Genomic DNA, 1,019 nt, shown 5'->3' with positions numbered 1-1,019 from the left:
TGCAAGCGCTCAGCGGCGCGAGACACGCTCTCCTCTTCAAGTAAAACTTGTAAGGCAACCAACAACTTAATATCGCAACGAGCTAGATTCTCTAACTTCATAACACCCCTCGGTCATATTTATGCTTAAAACTTATAATTCATTGACACCGCTCCAGCGACTGCTGAATTGTTGTACTCGCCTGCAGGGTTCGCCAACAAGCCTGACTCATGCGCAACGCTCGGCGTTCCCAAATCGGCATACTCTAAACGGAATGCCACATCCACCTCTGGAGTTGCTCTATAGAGCGCGCCAACGGTACAGCGTTTGATTTCATCAAGCGGCATATCGGCAGAACGGTGCTGGTCATCTACAGGGCTCTCATCTAAAGAAAATCCTGTTTGTAAGGTCCAATCGGAATTCAAGGCATATTCCCAACCGACTGCATATGGATTGGCGTCTTGCCAATGACGATCTATATCTAGCTCCATACCTAAAAGCCCAGAGTAAATAGTGGTGGTTTCAAAAGAGCTGTAGAACACACGACCCACATCCCATACAAATGCTGAGTTATCACTGACTTGGTGATAACCACTCAACATGACTGTCGCCGGGTTATCCCAGTTCAAAGAGGCATAGTCGCTTGTACCGTTGAGGCTGTCACCTCCTTATAGATCTGCATTGACCTCTGAGCGATATACCAATCCAAGACGATTCGACTGATTAAGATCCCACGTTGCGCCGGCTGTCCAGCCATACGCAACATCATCAGCATCTAAGCCAAGATCTTGCCCCATTACCGTTAGCTCTTGCTCAGCCTTGATATAGTTTGCGTTAATACCTGCGCCCAATGACAAACTATCTGTTACACGATAGGCAACGGATGGCTGCACCTGAATTGTCTCCATGCTGGCAGACTTCGCGACATTCACACCAGCCCAATCATCGGCATAATCAATACTGTTTCCGTAATGCACCATCAAAGACACCCCTACTTTGAGGTCATCAGACAAACTATGTACGTAAGCTACTGATGGTAT

The 1,019-nt window shown here is 47.4% G+C and carries 1 pseudogene; it reads right to left on the bottom strand.

Annotated features, from left to right (window positions below):
• Positions 1-125: 125 nt before the first annotated feature.
• Positions 126-1,019 (bottom strand): annotated as a pseudogene (locus A3739_RS30630) (OmpP1/FadL family transporter).

This window comes from Oleiphilus sp. HI0067 (genome assembly GCF_001635735.1).
The sequence above is the reverse complement of the archived record's forward strand: the minus strand, read 5'-3'. Positions and strand labels throughout refer to the sequence as shown.